The organism is Sinisalibacter aestuarii, from assembly GCF_027923545.1.
GTDB classification, from domain to species: Bacteria; Pseudomonadota; Alphaproteobacteria; order Rhodobacterales; family Rhodobacteraceae; genus Sinisalibacter; species Sinisalibacter aestuarii.
The window spans coordinates 275,052-294,431 of record NZ_BROH01000002.1; the positions used below are offsets into that span (position 1 = coordinate 275,052).

Annotated in this window: 15 protein-coding genes; 9 read left to right on the forward strand and 6 right to left on the reverse strand. The window is 66.2% G+C overall.

The window, feature by feature from the left end; genetic code table 11:
- Nucleotides 1-129 precede the first annotated feature (129 nt).
- From QMG28_RS06245 to QMG28_RS06265, 5 genes are all read right to left on the reverse strand, one after another.
- Complete coding sequence (locus QMG28_RS06245) at nucleotides 130-2,961, reverse strand: PAS-domain containing protein (RefSeq protein ID WP_281841354.1); 2,832 nt, start codon at nucleotides 2,959-2,961, stop codon at nucleotides 130-132.
- 212 nt (nucleotides 2,962-3,173) lie between these two features.
- Nucleotides 3,174-4,013: a carbohydrate ABC transporter permease gene (locus tag QMG28_RS06250; protein WP_281841355.1), complete on the reverse strand. Its 840-nt coding sequence runs from the start codon at nucleotides 4,011-4,013 to the stop codon at nucleotides 3,174-3,176.
- Nucleotides 4,014-4,024: 11 nt separating this feature from the next.
- Entirely contained in the window at nucleotides 4,025-4,981 is a 957-nt protein-coding gene (locus QMG28_RS06255; protein WP_281841356.1) for a carbohydrate ABC transporter permease, read from the reverse strand.
- A gap of 12 nt (nucleotides 4,982-4,993) precedes the next feature.
- On the reverse strand, nucleotides 4,994-6,079 hold the full coding sequence (locus QMG28_RS06260) for an ABC transporter ATP-binding protein (RefSeq protein WP_281841357.1): 1,086 nt from the start codon (nucleotides 6,077-6,079) through the stop codon (nucleotides 4,994-4,996).
- A 108-nt stretch (nucleotides 6,080-6,187) separates the two neighbouring features.
- Entirely contained in the window at nucleotides 6,188-7,411 is a 1,224-nt protein-coding gene (locus tag QMG28_RS06265; RefSeq protein WP_281841358.1) for an extracellular solute-binding protein, read from the reverse strand.
- Between the two features lie 214 nt (nucleotides 7,412-7,625).
- On the opposite strand from QMG28_RS06265, the gene QMG28_RS06270 reads away from it, so the two are divergent.
- The 9 genes from QMG28_RS06270 to QMG28_RS06310 all read left to right on the forward strand — a co-directional run bounded on the left by QMG28_RS06270 (nucleotide 7,626) and on the right by QMG28_RS06310 (nucleotide 17,876).
- On the forward strand, nucleotides 7,626-8,519 hold the full coding sequence (locus QMG28_RS06270) for a glucosamine kinase nucleotide-binding domain-containing protein (RefSeq protein WP_281841359.1): 894 nt from the start codon (nucleotides 7,626-7,628) through the stop codon (nucleotides 8,517-8,519).
- A complete protein-coding gene (locus tag QMG28_RS06275) occupies nucleotides 8,516-9,286 on the forward strand; it encodes a GntR family transcriptional regulator (RefSeq protein ID WP_281841360.1) in 771 nt (256 codons plus the stop codon). The genes QMG28_RS06270 and QMG28_RS06275 overlap by 4 nt, the downstream gene beginning before the upstream one ends.
- Nucleotides 9,283-10,311, forward strand: coding sequence for an SIS domain-containing protein (locus tag QMG28_RS06280; protein WP_281841361.1), 1,029 nt, complete (start codon nucleotides 9,283-9,285; stop codon nucleotides 10,309-10,311). Before QMG28_RS06275 ends, QMG28_RS06280 begins: the two co-directional genes overlap by 4 nt.
- Nucleotides 10,308-11,462: an N-acetylglucosamine-6-phosphate deacetylase gene (gene nagA / locus QMG28_RS06285; protein ID WP_281841362.1), complete on the forward strand. Its 1,155-nt coding sequence runs from the start codon at nucleotides 10,308-10,310 to the stop codon at nucleotides 11,460-11,462. Before QMG28_RS06280 ends, nagA begins: the two co-directional genes overlap by 4 nt.
- A gap of 337 nt (nucleotides 11,463-11,799) precedes the next feature.
- Nucleotides 11,800-12,795 (forward strand): sugar ABC transporter substrate-binding protein, encoded by a 996-nt coding sequence (locus QMG28_RS06290; RefSeq protein WP_281841363.1) that lies wholly within the window; start codon nucleotides 11,800-11,802, stop codon nucleotides 12,793-12,795.
- 24 nt (nucleotides 12,796-12,819) lie between these two features.
- A complete protein-coding gene (locus tag QMG28_RS06295) occupies nucleotides 12,820-14,295 on the forward strand; it encodes a sugar ABC transporter ATP-binding protein (protein ID WP_281841364.1) in 1,476 nt (491 codons plus the stop codon).
- Between the two features lie 3 nt (nucleotides 14,296-14,298).
- Nucleotides 14,299-15,237 carry an ABC transporter permease gene (locus QMG28_RS06300; protein ID WP_281841365.1) on the forward strand — a complete coding sequence of 313 codons (939 nt, stop codon included), beginning with the start codon at nucleotides 14,299-14,301 and terminating at the stop codon, nucleotides 15,235-15,237.
- A 24-nt stretch (nucleotides 15,238-15,261) separates the two neighbouring features.
- Nucleotides 15,262-16,803: a hydantoinase/oxoprolinase family protein gene (locus QMG28_RS06305; RefSeq protein WP_281841366.1), complete on the forward strand. Its 1,542-nt coding sequence runs from the start codon at nucleotides 15,262-15,264 to the stop codon at nucleotides 16,801-16,803.
- Entirely contained in the window at nucleotides 16,800-17,876 is a 1,077-nt protein-coding gene (locus QMG28_RS06310) for an S-methyl thiohydantoin desulfurase family protein (RefSeq protein WP_281841367.1), read from the forward strand. Before QMG28_RS06305 ends, QMG28_RS06310 begins: the two co-directional genes overlap by 4 nt.
- On the opposite strand, the gene QMG28_RS06315 is transcribed toward QMG28_RS06310, so the two are convergent.
- Entirely contained in the window at nucleotides 17,852-19,315 is a 1,464-nt protein-coding gene (locus QMG28_RS06315) for a LuxR C-terminal-related transcriptional regulator (RefSeq protein ID WP_281841368.1), read from the reverse strand. The two genes, QMG28_RS06310 and QMG28_RS06315, sit on opposite strands and share 25 nt — an antisense overlap.
- Between the last annotated feature and the right edge of the window lie 65 nt (nucleotides 19,316-19,380).

Consider the following 19,380-nt stretch of genomic DNA (forward strand, 5'->3'; position numbering starts at 1 on the left):
CAGACGATCAGGCCGAAGTCACCGGCCCTACCGGGTTCCTGCGCGTTCACAATCCGACAATCGCGAGCCAATTGGTTCCGCATGGGGAAAAAACGTGGAAACATCATGGCGAAGCCCCGTGGCCGGCGATCAGGCCACCTGCGCTTCGCTCCAGCGCGGCAGGGTGAAGGTCACGCAAGTGCCCTTGCCCTCGACGCTGGTGGCCGAAATCGTGCCACCCTGCAGCGCCACCAGCTCCTTGGAGATCGACAACCCAAGGCCGGCCCCGCCCTGGTTGCGCGTGCTCGAAATATCGACCTGGGTGAAACGGTCGAAGATCAGCGGCAGGGCCTCCTCGGGAATGCCCACGCCGGTATCCTCGACATGGAAGACCACCAGTTCCGGCCCCGTTTCGGTGCGCACCGAGATCGTGCCGGCATCGGTGAATTTCAGCGCGTTGGAAATCAGGTTGATCAGGATCTGGCGCAGGCGGGTCTCGTCGCATTTGATATCGACCTCATCGACATCGCCGACGATGGCAATCCCCTTCTCCTTCGCCATCGGCTGCATCTGGCTGACCAGCGAGTCCACCACCTTGCGGGCCGGCACCCGGGCCACCTCGATATGCATCGTGTTGGCCTCGATCCGGGCGAGGTCGAGCATATCCTGGATCAGATGCTGCAACTGGTCGCCGGCCGCCTGGATCTTTTCGGCGAACCGTTTCACCTGCGTGATCGCGGCGAGGAAATCGGGTTCGAGCGCGGCCTGCCCCGTATCTTCCAGCCGTTCGCGGAACCGGCGGATCTCGGGGAGCGTTTCGATATTCGTCAGAAAGGCGTTGAACCCCAGAACGATGGTCATCGGCGTGCGCAGCTCATGGCTGATGACGTTGAGAAACTGGGTTTTCGCCTCATCCGCCCGCTTGGCCACCCGCAGCGCGGCATAGAGCTGCGAGACATCGGCGGCGGCGCCGACATAGCCCTTGAACCGCCCCTCGGCATCATAGACGGGTTTGCCGCTGGTGCGAAACCAGGTCTCGTCGCCGGCACGGATATTCGACCGGTAGATGAAGCCCTCGAAACGCTCGCGCGCGGCGACCTTTTCGGAGATCGTCTCGCGCCCCTCGCTGTCGCTGCCCACATCTTCGATCAGCAGATCGTCACGCATCCTGCCAACCACATCCTCAACCGGCACCCCGGTCGCGCGTTCGAAACCCGGCGAGATGTAGGTGAGGCGCCGCTCGGCATCCTGTTCCCAGAACCATTCCGAACTGACATCGCCGAAATCGGCCAGACGCCCCTCGGCCACGTCGCGCTCTTTGAGGGCAGCCCGCAGCCGGGTATTGGATTGCTGCAGCCAGCGCTCGTGCAGCATCAATTCGCTGATATCGACGCCGAAACACACCAGCCCGCCCTCGTTGGTGCGATGGCTGAACAGCTTGACCCACTGGTTCTCGCCCACGCGGATCTCGAATTCCGACGCCCCCTTGCGCATGAGCCTGAGCAGATGCTCCGAGCGCTGCCCGGTCTCCTCGCCGGTTGCCCCGGGCCATTCCCGGGCGGCGAGGACGCGCACCGCCTCTTCCAGCGTCACCCCCGGCTGAATGCGCGCGCGGTCCTGCGGGAAGGCTTCGAAGGCACGCCCGTTTTCGATTTCCAGCCTCTCGTTCGGGTCGAACAGCCAGAAACTGGCCGGCATCGCGTCGATCGCATCGCGCAGGCGCATTTCGGCGATCTCGGCCCGTTCGCGGCTGTTGACCTGGTCGGTGATATCGACCCGGATGCCGACGCGGCCGCCATCCGGCGTGGCCATCTCGCGCACCCGCAGCCAGCGGCCATCGTCGAGCTCCTGCACCAGCACGTATTCGGCGCTGCGATGAGCACGCAGGCGCTCGGTCAGCCATTCCTCCTCGCGGCCCTGGGCGGCCTTGTACTGACCGCGTTCGAGCCCGTAACGCAAAATATCTTCGAACCGCGCACCCGGCACGATGGCCGGCGCGCTCGCCCCGTAGATATCGCGGTAGCGCTGGTTGCACAGCACCAGCCTGTCTTCCCGGTCGAACAGCACGAAACCGTCGGCCAGCACATCGACGGCCGCCTGCAATTTCTCACTCGCCGACAGCGCCTCTTCGCGCTGGTTGAACAGGTAATTCGCAATCGCCAGCACGATGACCGCGGTGGCGAAGAACAGCAGGAACAGATCCCGGCTTCCCGCGCCGCCCTGCCATCCGCCGCGCGGAATCGCGGCCAGCTCCCAGCCCGCGCCGGGCACCTCGATGCGCCGGGTCAGCGCATCGGTGGCGAACAGGCCGGGATCGCCCGCCACCGGCGCCCCGCTGTCGAGGCTGCGGATCGCCATGTCGAACGAGGCGCCAAGCTCGGAGATGCCAAGACCTTCGAAGAACTTCTCGGCCGAAAAAACGACCGACATCAGCCCCCAGTATTCGGTGGCGGGGCCGGCATTGATGAAGAGCGGCTCGCGCAGGATGTATCCGTCGATCCCCTGCAGCAGGGGGATCGGGCCCTGCAGGATACTCTTGCCGCTCTCGCGCGCCGCCTCGGCCACCGCCCATTGCTCGGGGATCGCGCGCAGATCGGCGCCGACAAGATCGGCGTTGTCGCCATAGGGATAAACGAACTCGATCACCCCGCCACGGATCACCGCCACGTTCACCACCGCCTCTTCGTCGCTCAGCACGGTCGCGGCGTAGCGCGCGAAATCGGCTTGCGAAAATTCCGGCTTGAGCGCCACCGCACCGGAAAAGCCGCGCCCCACCAGCAGGATCCGGTTCATCCGCGCCATGACCGCATCGGCGAAGCCGCTCATCGCCTGCGAGGTGTCGGCCCGCTCCCGCTCATAGGCGTTGGCAAGGTCGAACCGCTCCTTGAGAATGAAGATCACCGCGAGCACGGCGACGATCGCGAGATTCACGGCAATGCGGATCGCCCGGTAGGACGTGTGGAGATGGGTCTTGTCCGTCACGACTGGCTCACAACCTTGGGGGGCACACAATCCGCTCGAATCTTAGGGGAGTTGTAGCAAACCGGACGATCCTGCCAAACAGGCAGCCTGCCCCGAGGTCGTAATTTTTACGCCTTTGGGTTGTTTTGGCACATTTCTGCCGCAGCCGGAGCATGTGCGGGCGCTCTGCGGCCTCCGCCGGCGGGCCGAACGGGGCGCCGCAGGGCGCGCGCCTACTTGATCGCCCCCGCCGTCATGCCTGCGATGAAGCGGCGCGACTGGGCGATGAAGATCACCACGATCGGCAGCGCCGCCAGAGTCAGCCCGGCATAGAGCACGCCGTAATTGATGCTGTATTCGCCGAAGAACTGCGTGAGGCCCTGCGCCAGCGTCTTCCATTCCGGCGACTGGATGAAGATCAGCGGGAAGAAGAAATCGTTCCAGATCGGCACCGCGTTGTAGATCCCCGCGATCACCAGCGCGGGCGAGATCAGCGGCGTCATGATCTGCACCATGATGCGCAGCTCGCTGGCGCCGTCGATCCGGGCGCTGTCTTCCAGCTCGGCCGGCAGCGAGCGCAGGAAGCCGGTGAGGATGAACACCGTCGCGGGCAGGCTCATCGCGGTATAGATCGCGATCAGCCCCAGCGGATTGTCGGTCAGCCCCATCGCCTTGAGCTGGATGAAGAGCGGGATGATCGCCAGCCGAAGCGGCAGCATCAGCCCCGACAGGAAAAACAGCGACACCATGATCGAGCCACGCCAGCGGTAGCGCGAGAGCGCATAGGCCGCCATCGTGCCCATGACCAGCAGGAACAGCACCGAAAATCCGGTAACGATGGCCGAGTTGATCAGGTAGCGCGGCACATCCGTCTGCGTCCAGATCACCTTGAAATTGTCGAGGTTGAACGAGCTTGGCATGCCGAAGGGCCGGGTGAAGATCTCGGCATTGGTCTTGAACCCCGAGAGCGCCATCATCAGGATCGGGTAGAGCATGATGATGGCGTTGCCGATCAGGAAGATCTGGATCAGCACCCGGTCGAGCGAGCTGTTCTTCTGTTTGGCGGTCTGCATCGCGCGCCTCCTCAGGCCAGCTCGATTTCACGCGCGGTCAGGAGCCGGGTGAAGATCAGGGATACGGTGAAGATGAACAGGAAGATCAGCACGGCAAGCGCGCTGCCGGCGCCGAAATCGCTGTCGGTCGCGCTGATCGAGCCGAAGGCGGTGCGGTAGAACAACAGCCCTAGCATATCGGTCGAATAGCCCGGCGCCCCCTCCAGCCCGTTCATCACGTAGGGGATCTCGAACCAGTTGAACGCGCCGATGAAGGTGAGCACCACGATGATCGTCACCGCCGGCGCCATCAGCGGCCAGATGATGTCGCGCGCGATGCGCCATTCGCTCGCACCGTCGAGCCGGGCGGCTTCGATGTAATCCTTCGGGATGCGGTGGATCGCGGCGAGGAAGACGAGCGTGGGGAAGCCCACCCAGTGCCAGGCGTTGACGAGGATCATCGAGGGCAGCGCCGTTTCGGGCAGGCCGAGCCAGGGCAGCGCCCAGCTATCGAGCCCGGCCGCACGCAGCAGGTTGTTGACCAGACCGAAGACCGGGTTGAGAAACAGCTTCCACTGGAAACCGATGATGACGGTCGAGAGGATCACCGGCAGGAAGAACACCACCTGATAGAAGCGGTAGCCCTTCGGTTCGCGCGCCAGCAGCATCGCCAGCACCAGCGCCAGCCCGTTCTGCACCACCATCACCGAGACGAAGACGATCACGTTGTTCTTGAAGGCGTTGAACAGGAATTTTGACTTCTGCGGCTCGAACAGCACCTCGCGGAAGTTCTCCAGCCCGACGAAATCGCCGCGCACCAGCCCGTCCCATTCGTAAACGCTGTAGAGCACCGCCGAACCCATCGGCAGGAAAATGAAGATGAACATCACCGCCATCGGCGGCAGCAGGAGGAAGGCGAGCCAGAGGTTGCGCCGCAGGGTGCGGGCGCGGATGGCGCGGCGGAAATCGGCATCGGTCATCGCTGTCATCGCCCCGCCCTCCTAGCGGATGGTCCGGCCCTGCGGGTCGAACAGGTGGTTCCGGGCCGGGTTGAAATTGACGGCAACCTGGTCGCCCACCGCCACCTCGTGATCGCCCACAGCGTGCACCACCGTCTCGTGCCCCGCCGTCGATTGCAGATAGAGATAGGTTTCGCCCCCGAGCCGCTCGACGGCATAGACCTCGCCTTTGATCGCCGGCTCGTCGCCGCCGTCGAAGTGGAAGTTCTCCGGCCGGACGCCAAGCGTCACGGCATCGCCCACCCCGGCCTGGCCCGGATTGGCGCAGGGGTAGACAACCTTGGTCTTGTCCGACAGCTCCACCGTCAGCGCCGCATCGTCCCGCGCGGTGACCGTGCCGTCGAAAAAGTTCATCGCCGGCGAGCCGATGAAGCCCGCCACGAACTTGTTGTCGGGATCGTTGTAGAGGTCGAGCGGCGCGCCCATCTGCTCGATCCGGCCTTCGTTCAGCACCACGATCTTGTCGGCCATGGTCATGGCTTCGATCTGATCGTGGGTGACATAGATCATCGTCGCCTTCAGGCGGCGGTGCAGCTTGGTGATCTCGATGCGCATCTGCACCCTGAGCTTGGCGTCGAGGTTGGACAGCGGCTCGTCGAACAGAAACACCTTCGGGTCACGCACGATGGCGCGGCCGATGGCGACGCGCTGACGCTGGCCGCCCGAGAGCGCCTTGGGCTTGCGGTCGAGATATTCGGTAAGCTGCAGGATCTCGGCGGCCTCGCGCACCTTCGCCTCGACCTCGGCTTTCGGGGTGCGGGCCACGCGGAGCGCATAGGACATGTTTTCGCGCACCGTCATATGCGGGTAAAGCGCGTAGGACTGGAACACCATCGCCAGCCCCCGGCGCGAGGGCGAGAGGTGGTCGACCCGCTCGCCGTCGATCTCGATCGCCCCGGCGGTGAGGTCTTCCAGACCGGCGAGCAGCCGCAGCAGCGTGGACTTGCCGCAGCCCGAAGGGCCGACGAAGACGACGAATTCGTTGTCCTTGATCTCCAGGCTGGCGCCGGGGATGACTTCGACGTTGCCGAAACGCTTCTGCACGTCCCGCATCACGATATGCGCCATGGCGTTCTCCCGCTCCGGCTTTGATTTTCAGGATGGTCCCCGGCATTCGCTCCCGTCAACCGGGCCGGGTGGGTGGAAGGGCGGCCGCAGCCGCCCCTCCGGGGAGGATCACTCAGACGCCTTGATGCCTTCAGACACGTCATGCGCCACTTCGGCCGGGGTCTTCGACCCCGCGAACATCTCCTGCAACCCGTTCTGGATCAGGGTCGAGCCGGTGGGCGTGTTGAAGCGGTAGGCCACCAGCATGATGTAGGGGGTCGAGGCACCCTGCAGCTCGCTGATCTTCGCCAGAGTCGGATCGGACGAAACCGCGCCTTCGATCGGAGAGATGTTGCCGAGCTTGTCGGTCAGCATCTGGCCAAACTCCTGGCTGGCGGTGAAACGGGCGAATTCGAGCGCCGCTTCCTTGTTCTCGGAAGCCGCGTTGACGCCGTAGCCGCCATCGAGCCAGGTCGCCACCATGCGCTCGCCTCCGGCTTCCGCCGCCGGGCCGGCGATGATGTCGAAGTTGACGCCCGCATCGCGGAAGCCCGGGATCTCGAACGACCCGCCGACGAACATTGCCGCCGCGCCGGAAGCGAAAAGCTGCTTCATCGTGGCGTAGTCGACGCCCTGATAGCCGTCCGGCATGAACTCTTTCAGTTCGGCCATTTTTTCAAGCGCGCCCACGAAGCGCGGATCCTCGAAATCGGTCGCGCCCGAGGTCACCTCACCGAAGAACTCGCTGCCGTAGAAGTTGGGCAAGAGCGCGCCCGACATGATCTCCAGCATCCAGCCTTCCGCCGAGCCGTTGGCCAGCGGGATCACGCCCGCCTCCTTGAGCTGGGTGGCGACGGCTTTGAACTCGTCCCAGGTTTCCGGCGGGGTCAGGCCATGCGCCGCGAAGATATCGGTATTGTAGAAGACCAGCACGGTCTGGCTGGCGAAGGGCACGGCATAGACATGGCCATCGGCCCGCAGGGTGGTGCCGATCTTGGCCACGTCGCCGATCAGCGACATATCCACCTGCTCGTCCAGCGGCTCGAGATAGCCCGGCTTGGCCAGCACTTCGAGGCCGCCATAGGAGCGGGTATGGATGATGTCCGGCCCCTCGCCCGCGGCCAGCGCGGTGGCGATGATGGTGTTGTATTCCGTCGCCGGATGGGCGGTGTAGGTCACCTTGATATCCGGGTGGGTCTCCTCGAAGGCGGCGATGATCTCGTTGTAGGCGGCAACGTCTTCCTGCCGCCAGCTCCAGAAATCCAGCTCGGTCTGGGCGACAGCCGAACTGCCGACCATCATGGCCGCACCGGCAAGCACCGCTTTTGCCGTGAAGGTGTGACGTTTGTTCATATCGTACTCCCTGTTGTGCGGGGCTTTCCCGCATGAAAATTGAACCTGTGATCCACCCGCCCGGCGGGACGCTGGCAGACAACCTGCGCCCCGTCGCAAAGCGCGGCGCACGAATCCCCTTTAGGTCAGATTAACGATACCAAATGAATACCATTCGTCCAGATATTTCTACAAAACCCTTTTGTTTTTTCAGATGGTATTATAATTAGACGGCATGGATAAGACCAATGCAACAGGCCTGATCATGGTGATCGACGGCGGCGGAAGCACCTGCCGCGCCCGGCTTGTTGCACCCGACGGCACCATTCTCGGCGCGGCGACGGGCGGCGCGGCCAACCCGACGACAGACGCCGTCGCAGCCCGGCGCACCATCGTCGACACCCTGCGCGCCGCCTATGCCGATGCCGGGCGCGACAGCGCCCTTGCCACAGGCGATCTGCTCTACCTCGCCCTTGCCGGTACGCCGGAGCGCGAGCACTTTCTCGCCCCGCTGCGCGACGAATTGCCGTTTGCCCGCATCGTGCTGTCGAGCGATCTCGCCGCCGGCGTGCAGGCGGCGCTCGGCGATGGCGACGGGGTGGTGGTCAATGTCGGCACCGGCTCCTATTTCGTCTCGCGCCGCGCGGGCGAATTATGGCGGATCGGCGGGCGCGGGATGATCGTGTCGGACGAGTGCAGCGGCGCCTGGCTGGGGCTCAACCTGCTGCGCGACACGGTGCACGCCCATGACCGGCTGATCGAGCCCAGCCCGCTCACCGACCGCGTGCTTGAGGAATGCGGCGGCGATATCGACGCGCTGGTGATCTTCGCCCGCCACGCCAGCCCGCGCGATTTTGCCGCCTTCGCCCCGATGCTCCTGACCGCCGACAATGCGGGCGATCCGATCGCACGCGGCCTGATGGCGCGCGCGCTTGGCGAGATGACCCGCATCCTCGACCGGCACGACGCGACCGGGCTCGGGCGGATCGTGCTCATCGGCGGGCTCGCCGATGCCTACCGCGCCCGCCTGCCCGCCCCCTACCGCGCGCTCTGCCGCGACCCGCTGGGCGACACGCTGAGCGGCGCCATCGAACTGGCCCGGCGCGAAGCGGGAGCGGTTGCGCGATGAAAACCGCCGATGTGTTCGACCCCGCCACCTGGCTCGCGGAAAATGGCGGGCCGCGCTATATCCAGCTCAAGCGGCGGCTTGAAAGCCTGATCGAAGATCGCCGCCTGCCGCCCGGCACACCCCTGCCCCCGGAGCGTGAGATCGCCAAGCTCACCGGTCTGTCGCGCGTGACCGTGCGCAAGGCCGTGGCGCCGCTGGTGGAGGCCGGGCTGATCGAGCAGCGACAGGGTTCGGGCACCATCGTCGCCGCGCCGGTGAACAAGGTTGAGCAATCGCTCTCGCGGCTGAGTTCGTTCACCGAAGACATGGCGCGGCGCGGCATGAACATCGACCAGGTCTGGCTGTCGCGCGGGGTTTTCGTGCCCTCGCCGGAAGAGATCATGACCTTCGGCCTCGGTGCGCATCAGACCGTCGCCCGGCTCGAACGTCTGCGCTTCGCCGATGGCACGCCGATGGCGATCGAACGCGCCTCGCTGCCCACCGATATCCTGCCCAATCCACTGGCGGTGGAAACCTCGCTCTACGAGGTGATGGAGCGCCACGGCACCCGGCCGGTGCGCGCCGTCCAGCACATCACCGCCGCCAATCTCGGCAAGAACGATGCCGAGCTGCTGGAGGTGGAGGAGGGCATCGCCGCGCTCAAGATCACGCGGATTTCCTACCTCGAAACCGGCCGCGTGGCCGAGTTCACCAAATCCATCTACCGCGGCGACGCCTACGATTTCGTCGCCGAGCTGCAACTTGTCGAAAGCGAGAAGACGGCATGACCGACACCACCCAAATGCGCCGCGAGATCGAAGAGATCCCCGCCGCCGTCACCCGCCTGCTCACCGAGGGGCGGGCGGCAATCGAGGATACCGCCGCCGCCCTGCGCGCCCGCGATCCCGATCTTGTCATCACCGTTGCGCGCGGCTCGTCCGACCATGCGGCGACCTTTTTCAAATATGCCTGCGAGCTGGCGCTCGGCCTGCCGGTGGCTTCGGTCGGCCCCTCCGTCGCCTCGGTCTACAATGTGCCGCTGCGCGCGCGAAACGCCGCCAGCCTCGGCATTTCGCAATCGGGCAAGAGCCCCGATATCGTCGCGCTCGCCAGGGCGCTGACCGATCAGGGCGCCGCCTCGGTGGCGATCACCAACGATGCCACCTCGCCGCTCGCCGCCGCCTCGCGCCACACGCTCGCCATGCAGGCCGGGCCGGAACTCAGCGTCGCCGCCACCAAGACCTATGTCGCCTCGCTCGTCGCGGGCCTCGCGCTGGTGGCGCATTGGCGCAAGGACGATGCGCTGATCGCCGCGCTCGACGCCCTGCCGCCGCTTCTGGAACAGGCCGTAGCCATCGACTGGCCGGACTTGCGCGAGGAGTTGCAGGACAAGTCCGAGCTTTACGTGCTGGGCCGCGGCACCTCCTATGCCGTGTCGAACGAGGCGGCGCTGAAATTCAAGGAAACCTGCCAGATCCACGCCGAGAGCTATTCGTCGGCCGAGGTGCTGCACGGCCCGGTTTCGGTGGTGCGCCCCGGCTTTCCGGTGCTGGCCCTCATCGCCCGCGATGCGACCGAAGCCGGCATTGTCGAGGTCAGCGACCGGCTGGCCGAACAGGGGGCGCATGTCTACGCCACCTCGCCCAAGGCAACGGCGGCCCATGTGCTCGACAGCGTGGCAACCGGCCATCCGCTCACCGACCCGATCGCGCTGATCACCAGCTTCTATGCCTTTGTCGAAAAGCTCGCCGTCGCGCGCGGCAACAACCCCGATCTGCCCCGCAATCTGCGCAAAGTGACCGAAACGGTATGACCCAGCCCACCGCCTATCTCGGCGCCGAGATCTTCGACGGCCATGTGCGCCACCACAATGCCGCGCTGCTGGTCGCGGATGGCCGTGTCGCCGCGATCATGCCCGAAGACGACCTGCCCGCCGGGGCGGAGCGCATCGCGCTCGACGGCGGGCTGATCGCGCCGGGCTTCGTCGATCTGCAGGTCAATGGCGGCGGCGGGGTGATGCTGAACAACGCGCCGACGGCGGACACGATCCGCACCATCTGCGAGGGGCATGTGACCGGCGGCACCACCTCGATCCTGCCCACGCTGATCACCGACGCGCCCGAGATCACCCGCGCCGCCATCGCCGCCACCCGCGCGGCTCTGGCGGAGGGCGTGCCGGGCCTTGCCGGGCTGCATCTCGAAGGGCCGCATCTGTCGCTCGCCCGCAAGGGGGCGCATGACCCGGCCCTGATCCGCCCGATGGACGAAGACGACCTGACCGCGCTGGAGGCGCTGGCCGCAGAGCTGCCGACGCTGCTCGTCACCGTCGCGCCTGAATCCGTGCGCCCCGAGCAGATCGCCCGCCTCGCCCGCGCGGGCGCGACCGTCTCGCTCGGCCATACCGATTGCAGCTACGCCGCCGCCACCGAAGCCACCGCGAGCGGCGCGCGGATGGCAACGCATCTGTTTAACGCGATGAGCCAGTTCACCGGGCGCGAGCCGGGCCTGGTCGGCGCCGTGCTCGATACCGGCGCGCTCTGGGCCGGGCTGATCGCCGACGGGTTCCACGTCTCACCCGCCTCGATCCGGGTGGCGCTCGCCGCCAAGCAGGGGCCGGGGCGGATCTTTCTGGTCAGCGATTCAATGGCGACGACCGGCACGGCGCTCGACGAATTCACCCTGAACGGACGGCGCATCCTGCGCCGGGGCGGCCGGCTGACGCTGGAAGACGGCACGCTCGCCGGGGCCGATCTGGACCTTGCCGGGGCGGTGCGCTTCATGGCCGGCACGATCGGGCTCGACCCGCTCGACGCGCTGCGCATGGCCACCCTCCACCCGGCGCAGGCCATCGGGCGCGATGGCGAGATCGGCACGCTCACGCCGGGCAGCCATGCCGACTTCGTGCATCTCGACGATGCGCTGCGCGTGCAGAAAACGTGGCGCCGGGACGGAGCCGTGTACTAAAGCCCCTTCCGCCTGTCCCGCCGAAGCCCCGGTGGCGCCGCCACCGCGCAAGATCAAGGGGCCTGCCCGCCTGTCTCACATGCAAGGCCGGCGCGAGAGACCGGCCCGCAATCATCCGAGCCGTGCCCGTGAGGCAATGCGCGCCGCCGCAATCCTGCGCGGAATATTTTTATAATATATTTATTATTCAGTTAGTTACCTAAATACCTATCCTTTTGGTCGGGCGCCCGCCACCGATACCCCCCTCTTTAGAGAGCCGGTCTATCCGTCCGCATACCCCACCCCGGCACCCCACTCGCTAGCGTTGCCCCAATCGGCACAGGAGAGGTAAATCAGAGTGAAACTCAAATCGTTGAACATTTTCGCCCGGTCGCTGACCGCCGGCCTGCTGACCGCGACGGCGCTTTCGGGCACCGCGATGGCGCAGGATTTCGAAGTCGCCTATCTGTCGGCAAGCTCGGCCAATACCTGGCTGGCCACGTCGCTCACGGAGATGCGCAAGGTCGCCGAGGCCAACGGCATCGCGATCACCGAGTTCGACGGGCAATTCGACCCCGCCCGGCAGACGGCCCAGACGCAGGACGTGATCGCCTCGGGCCGCTATGACGGCATGATCATCGCGTCGATCAATGGCCCCGGCGCGGTGCCCGACATCGAAAACGCGCTCGCCCAGGGCATGAAGGTGGTGATCCTCAACCAGGTTGTCGGCACCGATCTCACCACCTCGGAGCCGCAGGTCGAGGGCATTTCGGCCTCGGTCCTCGTCGCGCCCTACCGGTCCGGCACGCGGCTGGGCGACATGACCGTGATGGCCTGCGAAGGCATCGACCCCTGTGAAGTGGCCTATATCTACGGGATCAAGGGCACGCCCCTCGACACCGCCGTGCGTCAGGGCTTTGACGACGTGACCGGCACCCATGCCAACATCACCGTGATCGCCGAGGGCGAGGGCAAGTATCTCGGCCCGGATGGCGGCATCGTGGCGACGCAGGACATTCTGCAGGTCAATGACGGGTTCGATGTGATGGTCGGCCCCGATCAGGCGATCCAGGGTTCGGAAATTGTTCTGGACGAGGAAGGCATGCTGGACCGCGTCAAGCTGATCGGCTTCGGCGGCTCCGCGCCCGCCTTCGCGGGCATCGCTTCCGGCGCCTGGTTCGGCACCGTCATGGGGGCGCCGGCCGATGAAGGCCGCCTTGCCATGGAAGCGATGGTCGACGCGCTGACCACCGGCAACGCCCAGGGCGGGATCGACGCGCTCTCGGCCATGCCCGACGACGGCAAAGTCACCGCCGGCAATGTCGATCAGTTCACGGCTCAGTGGGACGGCTGATTCTTGGTCCAAACGCATGACATCTTGCTGACCCTCTCGGGGGTCGGCAAATCCTTTGGCGGCACGGTGGCGCTGACGGATATCGACCTCACCGTCGAAACCGGCAAGGTGCATGCCTTCGTCGGCGAAAACGGCGCCGGGAAATCGACGCTCGGCAAGCTGATCGTCGGGGTCCATTCCCTGTCGGAAGGCCGGATGGAGGTGGATGGCACGGAGGTTTCCTTCACCAGCCCCGCACAGGCGCTCGATCACGGGCTGGCCGGCATCTCGCAGGAATTGTCGCTGATGCCGCAGCGCACCGTGCTCGACAATATCGCGCTCGGGCGCGAGGTCATGCGTGGCCCCTTCATCAACGCCCGCGCGACGCGCAGGGGCGTCGAGGCGGTGATGGAGCGCTACGCCATGCATGTCGATCCCGATGCCAGGGTCGGAGATCTTCCGATCGTCGAGCAGCAGAAGGTCGAGATCCTGCGCGCGCTCAGCCGCGACGCCCGGCTCATCGTCTTCGACGAACCCACCGCGCGCCTGCCCTCCGACCAGGTCGCGCCGCTTCTCGCGCTCGTGCGCAGCCTGGCCGATGCCGGCAAGGCGGTGATCTACGTGTCGCATTTTCTTGAAGAAATCCTCGAAGCGACCGATACGGTCACGATCCTGCGCAACGGCCGGCACATCCGAACCGGCCCGACCGCGAACGAGACCCATGACAGCCTTGTCGAAGGCGTGACGGGCAGCGTTCTGGGCGAGCAATACCCCGAGGTCGCGGCGCCCGACCGCGCCGCGCCGCCGGTCATTTCCGTCACCGGCCTCTCCCGCCCCGGCGTGTTCGAAAACGTCTCCTTCGACATTCACCCCGGCGAAATCGTCGGGCTGGCCGGGCTGGTAGGGTCTGGCCGCAGCGAGATCGCGCGCGCCATTCTGGGCGCCGACCCGTCGCGCGGCAAGATCACCTTCAATGGCAGGGAAATCTCCGGCAGCATCGCCGCGCGGCTTGCCGGCGGCATGGCCATGATCCCCGAAAACCGGCGCGAACAGGGCCTGATGATGGGTCGGCCGATCGTTGAAAACGTAACCCTGCCGCACCTGTCGCGCTTCTCCGGCGCGCTTGGCCTCGACCGCCGTCGAGAGCGCGCCGCTGCCGACGCGCATTGCGCCGCGACCGAGATGAAATATGCCAGCCTCAACGACCACGCCGACGCCCTGTCGGGCGGCAACCAGCAGAAGATCCTGTTTGCCCGCACCACCCTGGGCGACCCTGCCCTTCTCATCGCCGACGAACCCACGCGCGGCGTCGATGTGGGCGCGAAACGCTCGATCTACGACCTGATCGCGGGGCTCGCCAAGCAGGGTAAGGCGATCCTGCTCATCTCATCCGAGATCGAGGAAATCCTCGGCCTCAGCCATCGCGTGCTCGTCGTCTCGCGCGGGCGCATCGCGGGCGAGCTCGAAGGCGCCGCCCTGACCGAGACCGCCCTGATGACGGCAGCTTTCAGCGGAACCTGATCCATGCAGAAAACCATCCTCTTCGCCCGCAATTACGGCATTCTCGTCGTCACGGTCCTGCTGCTGGTGCTGCTGACCGTCACCACCGAAGGGTTTCTCACCGAGCGCAACCTGCGCAATATCCTCGACCAGCAATCCGGCGTGCTGATCGCGGCCTCCTTCATGACGATGGCGATCATCACCGGAAACTTCGACATCTCGGTCGGTGCGGTCTATGTCACCGCCCCGCTGGTGGCATTGTTCGTCGAAAACGCCACCGGAAACATTCCGCTGGCGGTTCTGGCCGGGCTTGCCGCCGGCGTGGCGATGGGGGTGATCAACGGGCTCGCCGTCACCAAGCTGAAGGTCCATTCCTTCATCGCGACGCTGTCGACCTCGTTCATGTTCTTCGGCGTCGGCTATCTCGTGTCGGACCGCGCCGTCATGCGGCCGATAACCGAGGGCTGGCGCGCGCTTGCCCGAACCCGGATCTTCGAGCTCACAAGCGCCACCTGGATCGCCATCGGCGTAACCATCGTCGCCGCCATCCTGCTGACCCGCACGCGCTTTGGCCGCAATGTCTACGCCTCGGGCGCCAACCGCGAAGCGGCCCGGCTCGCCGGGGTGAACGTCGACCGGGTGCAGATGATCACCTTCGTCCTGCTGGCGAGCGCGGCGGCGCTGGCCGGCGTTCTCGGCGCGTCGCGGGCCATCTCGGCCCAGCCGTCGGACGATTTCAGCTTCATCTTCGCGGTTCTGACGGCGGTCATCGTCGGCGGCACCTCGATTGCCGGCGGGTCGGGGGCGATCTGGCGGACGGTCACGGCCGTCTTCTTCCTCGCCTTTCTGACCAACGGCTTCAACCTGCACCAGATCGACCCGATCTGGCAGCGGCTGATCCAGGGCTTCGTCATCCTCGTCGCAGTCAGCATCGACGCCTGGAGCCAGCGTCGCGGCGGCTGATCCAATTCATACAGGGAGAACACCATGATCCGTATCGGGGTCGATGTGGGCGGCACGAATACCGACGCCGTCGTGATGCGCGGCAAGAGCTTTGTCGCCGGGGCCAAATCGCCCACCACGCCTGACGTGACCAGCGGCGCGAAAGCCGCCATCGGCAAGGCGGTGGAGGCGTCCGGCATCGCCGTCGGCCAGGTCGACGCGGTGATGCTGGGGACAACCCACTTCGTGAACGCGCTGGTGCGCCGCAAGGAGCTGTCGCCCACCGGCATCATCCGGCTTTGCCTGCCCTCCGGCGCCTCGCTCACGCCCTTCGCGGACTGGCCGCGCGATCTGGTCGAGGCGATCGGCGGCAAGTTCCGGCTGGTGAATGGCGGCTACGAGATGGACGGGCGCGAGATCGCGCCGCTCGACAAGGCGCAATTGCTGAACGCGGTGGACGAGCTGAAAGCCGAAGGCTGCACCGAGATCGCCGTGTCGGCCGTGTTCTCGACCATTCGCGGTGACATGGAGAGCGAGGCCGCCGCGCTGATCCGCGCCGCCCACCCCGATCTGCAGGTCACCGCGAGCCAGGATATCGGCCGCATCGGCCTGCTGGAGCGCGAAAACGCCGCGATCATCAACAGCGCCCTGCGCCCGCTGGCCGTCAAGGTGGTCGCGGCCTTCGCCCGGATGAAGGAGGAGCTGGGCCTGACCTGCCCCGTCTTCTTCACCCGCAACGACGGCACGCTGATCGACACGGTCGAGGTCGAGCGCCTGCCCGTCCTCACCTTCGCCAGCGGCCCGACCAACTCGATGCGGGGCGCGGCCTTCCTGTCTGGCCTGATGAACGCGCTGGTCGTCGATATCGGCGGCACCACCTCTGACGTGGGCGAAGTGCGCGACGGCTTCCCGCGGCTCGCCGGCACCTCGGTCACGGTTGCCGATGTGCAAACCAACTTCTCGATGCCGGACGTGGTGAGCCTGGGCCTTGGCGGCGGTTCCATCGTCAATGCCGACGCCACCCGGATCGGGCCTGACTCGGTGGGGCTGAACCTGCTGAGCGACGGAATCGTCTTTGGCGGCGCGACCCTGACCGCCTCGGATATCGCCGTGGCCGCGGGCCGGGCCGAGATGGGCAGCCACCCCGCCCCCGAGATCCCCGATCTCGATGCGCTCGTGGCCGAGATGGACCGGATGCTATCGGACGTGGTGGCGCGCTCGCGCACCAGCGCCGAAGAAATGCCGGTGCTCGCCGTCGGCGGCGGCTCGGTGCTGATGGGCGACATGGTGGACGGGCTGAAGGTGGTGCGCCCGGCGCATCACGATCTGGCCAACGCCGTCGGCGCGGCCATCGCGCAGGTGTCGGGTGAAGTGTCGAAGATCATGCAGATCGGCGGCGATCTGACCCGTGAAGCGGCGATCAAACAGATCACCCAGGAAGCCTCCGACGCCGCCGTATCGCGCGGGGCGGACCCGAAATCGCTGTCGGTCCTCTCCGTCTCCGACGTGCCGCTGGCCTACCTGCCCGGCAACAACCTCGCCATCAGCGTGACCGTGGTCGGCGACCTCAACCTGGAGAAAGCATGATGACCCCCGTTATGAACGTCGACAAACCCGCCCTGCGCCGGATTGCCCGCGGCGGGGCCGTGCTGGGCTCGGGCGGCGGCGGCGACCCCTATATCGGACGGCTGATGGCCGAACAGGAACTGGGCGACGACAAGACCGTGCCGGTGGTCTCGCTCGACGATCTGCCGGACGATGCGCTGATCCTGCCCATCGCGATGATGGGCGCGCCGCATGTGATGCTCGAACGTTTCCCGTCCGGCAGGGAAATCCCCGCCCTCGTGGCGACGATGGAAAAGCTGATGGGGCGAAAGGTCTCGGCCATCCTGTGCATCGAGGCGGGCGGGCTGAACTCGGTGATCCCCTTCATCGCGGCGGCGCAGATGGGTCTGCCGATCGTCGACGGCGATGCGATGGGCCGCGCCTTTCCCGAATTGCAGATGGTCACCTTCACGCTGGCCGGCATCCGCGCCACGCCGATGGCAATGTATGACGACAAGGGCAACGGCGCGACCTTCGACACCGTGTCGAACCAGTGGACCGAACGGCTGGCGCGCGCGCTCACCATCGAGATGGGCGGCGCGGCGATGGTCGGGCTTTATTCGGTGACCGCCGGCGAGATCCGCGACAGTCTGATCAAGGGCAGCCTGACACTGGCGCACCGGATCGGCGAACTGATCGAGACCTATGGCAGCCAGGCGCCGGAAACGCTGGCCTTGTCGCTCGGCGGCGCGATGCTGTTTCATGGCCGGGTGCGCGATGTCGAGCGGCGGCTGGAGGGCGCCTTCGCCAAAGGCAGCGTCAAGATCGAGGGCCAGGGCGATTTTCGCGGCCGCAGCCTGACGCTCGGCTTTCAGAACGAGTTTCTGTCGGCGGAAGAAGACGGGCGGATGCTCGCCACCACGCCCGACCTGATCACGCTGATCGACGCCAATACCGGCGCGCCGGTGCCCACCGATACGGTCAAATACGGGTTGTCGGTGAAGGTGCTCGGCCTGCCCTGCGATCCGATCTGGCGGTCGGAGGAGGCGCTGGCGCTGGTCGGCCCGCGCTATTTCGGGATCGACGCGGATTACAAGCCGCTCGACGTGGCCTGACCGATCCAGCCCAGGCGCTTCGCGGCTTCGATCGCGTCGCGCCTGCGGCCCACCCCGAGCTTGGCGTAGATGCTCTTGAGGTGGAATTTCACCGTCGCTTCGCTGACCCCGCGCGTGCGTGCCAGCGCCTTGTTGCTGGTGGCGTTGGGCAGCAGGCAGAGGATTGCGTATTCCGCCTGCGTCAGTTCCGGCGGGCTGCGGTCCACCCGCTCCTGCGCCGCCAGCGGGCCGAGATAGGTATCGCGGATATGGCGCGCCCGGTCGACGAAGCGGCTGCGGCTGCGGCATTCGGCGCAGAAGGTCTCGTAAGTGTCGCGCGCGGTGGTGAACAGGTAGGTCCAGCCCTGGCTTTCGATCAGTTCGAAGGTGGGCAGAAGCTGGCGCGCCGCCTCGTCGAAGCGGTTTTCCTGCAGCGCCTGCTCGCCCCGGAGCAGCGCCTGCGTCACGCGCAGCCGCGCGAGCTTCAGCGGCACATCGCCCGCATCCTCACCCCAGTTCACCCGCAGCGAGGTGCTGTTGGGCATCAGCAGGATCATGTGCCTCTCACTCAACCCCAGAGGCGCGGGGCCGGTCAGCCCGCCACGCGGCAGCCGGTAGAAGAACTCGTCGCGCAAGAGCTGCATCGCGGGCAGAAGCTCGGTCATTCCGCGCACTCGCAGGACCGTTTCAAGCGCGGCGTGACGTTCGAGCACCGCATCGTCGCGCGCCGCCTGCGCGACGCGAAATTGCAGCGTGGCGAGGACCAGAAAGGTTTCCGGCCAGAACTCGCCATGCACCAGCGCATCCTGCACCCGCTCCAGCGCCGGGGCGTCGGGCAACCTGCCGGTGCGCTCCGCCTCGATCCACCAGCGCACGACGGTGACCATCGCATCTTCGCAGACCGGCCCACCGGCCAGGGCGAAGCAGTGCTCGGCCGCGCCCACCGCCCCCCGCGCCGCATCAAGCTCGCCCGACGAGATGTGCAGGAACCCCAGATGAAGGTGAATGAACCCCTCCAGATACTCCGACCCGCTCAGCCGGTAGGCGTTGATCGCAAGCTGCGCGAATTCCGCCGCCGAGCCCAGATCGAGACGCCGGAACGCGAGCATCAACAGCACGTTGTAAACCGCGCCGTGGCAGACGTGATCATCGGGATGAAACAGCGAAATCGCATCCACATAGGCCCAGAGCGCATCGGGCGCGAGGGTGGCATCGTACCCCAGATGCACCAGGCCCTCGATGATGAGCAGCGGCGCGATCTCTTCGGTGAGCTTGTCCTGCTGCTTCAGAAGCGGAACCTCCGGATCGAGGCCGAGCGCGCCAACGAGGGTGTGATACCGCTTCATCGCCTGCCGGAAGCGGCCGGTCTTGTAGTCGATGATGATCTTGACCAGAGTCGCGTCAAACCCGGTATCGGGCGACGCGAAGGCATCCACATAGGCCGGCAAAGGCGACTTCAATGCGGCCCGAAAGGTGACCCCGGCCCCTGTCGCATCTCTGCTCAAATACCGCCCTCCTTGCTATC

Excerpts from the sequence above, each read along its gene's own strand:
- QMG28_RS06250 (WP_281841355.1), bottom strand. The coding sequence starts at position 4,013 with ATGCAGACCGCCAAACAGAAGAACAGCTCGCTCGACCGGGTGCTGATC.
- QMG28_RS06255 (WP_281841356.1), bottom strand. The coding sequence starts at position 4,981 with ATGACAGCGATGACCGATGCCGATTTCCGCCGCGCCATCCGCGCCCGC.
- QMG28_RS06260 (WP_281841357.1), bottom strand. The coding sequence starts at position 6,079 with ATGGCGCATATCGTGATGCGGGACGTGCAGAAGCGTTTCGGCAACGTC.
- QMG28_RS06265 (WP_281841358.1), bottom strand. The coding sequence starts at position 7,411 with ATGAACAAACGTCACACCTTCACGGCAAAAGCGGTGCTTGCCGGTGCG.
- QMG28_RS06270 (WP_281841359.1), top strand. The coding sequence starts at position 7,626 with ATGGATAAGACCAATGCAACAGGCCTGATCATGGTGATCGACGGCGGC.
- QMG28_RS06275 (WP_281841360.1), top strand. The coding sequence starts at position 8,516 with ATGAAAACCGCCGATGTGTTCGACCCCGCCACCTGGCTCGCGGAAAAT.
- QMG28_RS06280 (WP_281841361.1), top strand. The coding sequence starts at position 9,283 with ATGACCGACACCACCCAAATGCGCCGCGAGATCGAAGAGATCCCCGCC.
- nagA (WP_281841362.1), top strand. The coding sequence starts at position 10,308 with ATGACCCAGCCCACCGCCTATCTCGGCGCCGAGATCTTCGACGGCCAT.
- QMG28_RS06300 (WP_281841365.1), top strand. The coding sequence starts at position 14,299 with ATGCAGAAAACCATCCTCTTCGCCCGCAATTACGGCATTCTCGTCGTC.
- QMG28_RS06305 (WP_281841366.1), top strand. The coding sequence starts at position 15,262 with ATGATCCGTATCGGGGTCGATGTGGGCGGCACGAATACCGACGCCGTC.
- QMG28_RS06310 (WP_281841367.1), top strand. The coding sequence starts at position 16,800 with ATGATGACCCCCGTTATGAACGTCGACAAACCCGCCCTGCGCCGGATT.